Here is a 4,511-nt window from a genome sequence, read left to right on the forward strand (position 1 = left end):
ATCGGGGGAATCGTTGTCCATGCCGACCTCGACTTCGGCTGTGGGCGAATGCAACTCGGCGAACCCAATCCGGACTACGGGCTCGTCGCGGCGCCGCAGGGGGACGCCGACTGCTATTCGCTCGGGCTGTACTGCTCGAACGTCGACGAGGTGGTGCTGCGGGCCGAGCGTGCCGGTGCCGCCATCCGTGAACCGCTGGCCACGTTCGTCTCCGGCGACCGCTACGCCTCGATCCGCGACCCGTTCGGGGTGCGCTGGTCGATCATGACGCGCGTCGAGGACCTGTCCGAGGAGGAGAGCGTCCGGAGGGTCGCCGAGTGGGCCGCGGAGCAGGCCTCCGCCGGGTGACGTCGCGGCGCCGGAGCCGTGCGCACTACCAGAGGTCGAATGCGCTGTCCGACACGGTGAATCCGTGCAGGCGTGCCGCGCAGGTGACGCCCGTGACGGGATCGACGGTGCACGTGAATCCGGCGGCGTCGAGGCGGTGACCGTAGGGCAGCGGCTGCACGCCGGCTCCGGGACCGTGGAACCGCGTGTCGCCCACACTCGTGAACGCGGCCGGTCCGTCGGCGGTGACGGACACCGAGTTCGGCGGTACCAGGACGTCGGGTGCGCCGCTGCCGGGCACCTTCGGTGCGGTCGCCGGCATGGGTCCGTGGCAGCCGGCGAGCGTCGGTTCCTCCGTGGAGATCATGCACGCGAACTTCCCGCTGGCGCTCGTGAAGTGGTAGACACCCGGCGCGGTCAGGTAGTTCTCGGCATCGACGGTGGATCGGACCGGGGAGGACATGCCCGGAGCCCGGGACGATGCGAGCTCGGACTCGGGTGCGGTCGCGTGCGGGGCGGAGACAGGGAACGTCGGCTCCTCGGCCGAGGCGGAGGGAATTCCGGGCACGACGACCGTGCATCCGGTTCCCGCCGTCACCGCGAAGACCCCCAACAGAACAGCCACACCCCCGTGTTTCATGCGGACATGGTGACCGAAGTCTCCGAGCCGGTGTCACGCGGGGGGTCACGCGGGGGTGTGGTGTCCGGGTGTCACGCCGCCAGCAGGCGATCCAGTGCGACGTAACTCGCGCTCAAACCGGACTCCATGCCGGACTGCAGCATGCCGTCGCGTTCCTCGGTGGTGTGGAACAGGCTCTCGGTGACGAGCTTCGTGCGACCGTCGCCGAGGTCGACGAACGTCGCGGTGTCGATCGACACGTATCCGGGCATGCCGTCCCACTCGAAGGTCTGGACGATGCGTTCCTTCGGGGTGATCTCGCGGAATCGTCCTTCGAATCCATGGGTTTCGCCGTCGGCGTGCTCGACGAACCGCCAGTGTCCGCCGCGTTCGAATTCGAACTTCTCGACGTCGAGCCGGTTCCCCCGGCCCCACCATCGGACGAGCAGGTCGGGTTCGGAATGGGCGGCCCAGACCCGGTCGAGCGGGGCGTCGAAGACGCGTTCGATGTGGATCACGCGGTCGCCGGGGTTGGTGACGGTGAGAGTGGTGTCTGTGACAGTGGGATCGGGGGTGGTCATGATGGCTCCTTGGTTTCGTCGAGGAATGCGGCGAGACGATCCATGCGGTCTTCGATCGACTTCCGGTGGCCGCGGATCCATGCCGCTACGTGGTCGAGTGGGTTGGCGCCGAGGGTGCAGTACCGCACACGGCCCTTCTTCTCCGTCAGTACCAGGCCGGCCTCCTCCAGGAGTCGGATGTGTTTGGTGATGCCGGGCAGGCTCATCTCGAATCGCGCGGCCAGGTCGCTGATCGACGCGGGGCCGTTCGCCAGGTGTTCGAGGATTCCGCGGCGGGTGGGGTCGGCCAGTGCCGCGAACGTCGAATCCAGATCCGAATGCTGAACCATTTGGTTAAGTGTTGCACCGGGAATGGGGGGAGTCAACCCGTATTCGCGGATCGTTCACCCGATGGTTCCGCGTAGGTGACCGCCCCGACGCGCACACCGGGCACGCTGACGGCATGCCGACACTCGTTCCCGACTCCCTGTTCGGCTTTCTGCAGGACAGCGGTCTCGCCGGATCCGCCGGTGAAGCCGCGGCCCTGCTCATGGAGGGCCTGGTCCGGATCAACGACCTGCCCGCCCGGAACCCCCGCGTCCACCTGGTCCCCGGCGACGTCGTCTCGGTCGCCGGTGCCCCCCCGACGCGCGGTCTTTGCGCCACCGGCAGAGGTGCGTTGCACCCAACCGCTGCGTTCCCGGCGAAACCGGGCGAGACTGGTTCGCGTGACCGGACACCCGTTGCCCAAGACCTCCGCACCCGCGCAGCGCGCGCTCGACGGCATCGGCGTCGCGACCCTCGAGGACCTCACGCGGTACACCGAACGGGACCTGCTCGCGCTGCACGGCATGGGACCCAAGGCCGTTCGCATCCTGCGCGAAGACCTCGAGCGCCACGGCCTCTCCTTCGCGTAGTGGGCCCGCGCTCCCGTTCCCCTGACGCGACCGCCGGAACGCAGTACCGTCCGAACGGTGCCGAAGAAATTCGAGTTCACGGCAGTCCTCGACCATCCGGCCCGCGACGTGCACGCCGCGCTGACCGACGAGCGGTACTGGCGTGACCGCGTCGCTGCCAGTCCCACCGCGACCGTGCGGATCGAGAACCCGGACGGTCCCGGCACGCTGCTCGTCGTCGTGACCGAACGGACCGAACCGGCCGACATGCCCGCGCTCGTCCGTGGCGTCGTGCGCGGCCCGATGATCATGGAACGCACCGACCACTGGGGCGCCCTCGGCGCCGACGGCGCGACCGGCCTCGTCGTCGGCGGTGCCAGCGGCATCCCCGTCGACTTCCGGGGCACCTCGCATCTGCGGCCCGCCGCGGACGGAACCGTCCTCGCCGTGCGCGGCGAGGTCACCGTGAAGATCCCGATCGTCGGCCGGCAGATCGAAGGTCTGGCCGCGAAGATGATCGGCCGGATCGTCGAGAACGACCGCGACGCGCTCGCCGCCTGGCTCACCCGCTGAACCACTCGTCGCGCCGCCCTCGCCCGGGGGTCGCGCGACGGTGCTCGATGTCCGACCGGTGTGATAGACCGCAGGAGGAACACCGGACGACGTCGAGGAGGACACGCGTGCTGACGCTGCACCGCGCCGAGCGCGCCGACACCCTCGCCGACACCCTCGCCGCACTGCTCGCGACGCCGCCCGCCGATCCGTTCGCGCGGGAGGTCGTGGCTGTCCCCGCCCGCGGCATGGAACGGTGGCTCACCCAGCGGTTGTCCACCGCGCTCGGCACGACCGGTGGTGACGGGGTCGCGGCCAACATCGACTTCCCGTCACCCGCGCGACTCGTCGACGAAGCGCTGTCCGCGGCCTCCGGGACCACCGCCGACGACGATCCCTGGCATCCGTCCCGCGTGCTGTGGGCACTGCTCGCCGTTATCGACGAGTGCGTCGGCGAGCCGTGGTGCGCGGTGCTGTCCCGGCACCTCGGGTACGGCACCGACGACTTCCGCACCGGCCGCCGGTACGCGACCGCCGCGCACCTGGCCGACCTCATGCGCAGCTACGGTGCCCAGCGACCGCAGATGCTCCTGGACTGGGCCGACGGCCGCGACACGGACGGCACCGGCGCGCCGCTCGACGAGCACCTGCTCTGGCAGCCCGAACTGTGGCGCCGCCTGCGCGAGCGCATCGGCAGCGACAGTCCCGCCCAGCGACTCGACGCCGCCTGCGCGCGGCTGCGCGCCGAACCGGACGTCGTCGACCTGCCCGAACGACTGTCGCTGTTCGGACCCACCCGGCTCACGACGGTGCAGCTCGCGGTCCTGTCCGCGCTCGGCGCCGGCCGCGACGTGCACCTGTGGCTGCCGCACCCGAGCCCGGCGATGTGGCAGGCACTCGCCGAGATCCCGCCGCGGCTGCGGCGCGCGGACGACGACAGCGCCCTCGCGGTCCGGCATCCGCTGCTCGCCGCTCTGGCCCGCGACGTCCGCGAGTTCCAGATGCGCCTGAGCGTCCTCGGCGCCGTCGACGTCCACCACTCTTCGGACGAGCCTGCCGGCACGCTGCTCGGCCGGCTGCAGGCCGACATCCGCGCCGGCCGCGCCCCGGTCGCCGGTTCCGCCTCCGCCGACGGCACCGTCCAGATCCACGCGTGCCACGGACCGACCCGGCAGGTCGAGGTGTTGCGCGAATCGCTGCTGCACCTGTTCCGCGACGACCCGACGCTCGAACCGCGCGACGTGATCGTCATGTGCCCCGACGTCGAGACGTACGCCCCGCTGGTCCACGCCGCGTTCGGGCAGGGCGTCGACGGTCATCCGGGTCACGGCCTCCGGGTGCGTGTCGCCGACCGCGCCCTGCGCCGCACCAACCCGGTGCTCGCCGTCGTCGCGACGCTGCTCGACCTCGCCGACGCCCGTGTCACCGCCAGTCAGGTCCTCGACCTGGCCGCGGCGCCGCCGGTGCGCAGGCGGCTCCGCTTCACCGACGACGACCTCGAGCGCCTGCAGGAATGGACCGTGGCGACCGGTGCGCGCTGGGGCCTGGCCAAGGGAC

General features: G+C 71.0%; 7 protein-coding genes. 4 read left to right on the plus strand and 3 right to left on the minus strand.

Features of this window, described 5'->3' with window-relative positions; all coding sequences use genetic code 11:
* On the plus strand, window positions 1–348 hold a 348-nt coding region (locus tag I0Q12_RS31545; protein ID WP_231611798.1), incomplete at its 5' end, for a VOC family protein.
* A gap of 25 nt (window positions 349–373) precedes the next feature.
* On the opposite strand, the gene I0Q12_RS31550 is transcribed toward I0Q12_RS31545, so the two are convergent.
* From I0Q12_RS31550 to I0Q12_RS31560, 3 genes are all read right to left on the minus strand, one after another.
* The gene (locus I0Q12_RS31550) at window positions 374–967 is read right to left on the minus strand and encodes a hypothetical protein (protein ID WP_231611799.1); all 594 of its coding nucleotides are present in this window, start codon (window positions 965–967) and stop codon (window positions 374–376) included.
* A 71-nt stretch (window positions 968–1,038) separates the two neighbouring features.
* Entirely contained in the window at window positions 1,039–1,527 is a 489-nt protein-coding gene (locus I0Q12_RS31555) for an SRPBCC family protein (protein WP_197258008.1), read from the minus strand.
* Window positions 1,524–1,856 carry a helix-turn-helix transcriptional regulator gene (locus I0Q12_RS31560; RefSeq protein WP_197258010.1) on the minus strand — a complete coding sequence of 111 codons (333 nt, stop codon included), beginning with the start codon at window positions 1,854–1,856 and terminating at the stop codon, window positions 1,524–1,526. Before I0Q12_RS31560 ends, I0Q12_RS31555 begins: the two co-directional genes overlap by 4 nt.
* A gap of 378 nt (window positions 1,857–2,234) precedes the next feature.
* On the opposite strand from I0Q12_RS31560, the gene I0Q12_RS31565 reads away from it, so the two are divergent.
* The 3 genes from I0Q12_RS31565 to I0Q12_RS31575 form a co-directional block, all read left to right on the plus strand.
* Window positions 2,235–2,423 (plus strand): DNA-directed RNA polymerase subunit alpha C-terminal domain-containing protein, encoded by a 189-nt coding sequence (locus I0Q12_RS31565; RefSeq protein ID WP_307846683.1) that lies wholly within the window; start codon window positions 2,235–2,237, stop codon window positions 2,421–2,423.
* A 57-nt stretch (window positions 2,424–2,480) separates the two neighbouring features.
* Entirely contained in the window at window positions 2,481–2,975 is a 495-nt protein-coding gene (locus I0Q12_RS31570) for a DUF2505 domain-containing protein (protein ID WP_197258012.1), read from the plus strand.
* Between the two features lie 107 nt (window positions 2,976–3,082).
* The coding region (locus I0Q12_RS31575) for an exodeoxyribonuclease V subunit gamma (protein ID WP_197258014.1) at window positions 3,083–4,511 on the plus strand (1,429 nt) is incomplete at its 3' end.

The sequence above is a fragment of the Rhodococcus sp. CX genome (genome assembly GCF_015865005.1).
In the GTDB taxonomy this organism is placed as follows: domain Bacteria; phylum Actinomycetota; class Actinomycetes; order Mycobacteriales; family Mycobacteriaceae; genus Rhodococcus.

Bases quoted from the DNA above. Each gene is read 5' to 3' on its own strand.
- I0Q12_RS31550 (WP_231611799.1), bottom strand. From the start codon at position 967: ATGAAACACGGGGGTGTGGCTGTTCTGTTGGGGGTCTTCGCGGTGACG.
- I0Q12_RS31555 (WP_197258008.1), bottom strand. From the start codon at position 1,527: ATGACCACCCCCGATCCCACTGTCACAGACACCACTCTCACCGTCACC.
- I0Q12_RS31560 (WP_197258010.1), bottom strand. From the start codon at position 1,856: ATGGTTCAGCATTCGGATCTGGATTCGACGTTCGCGGCACTGGCCGAC.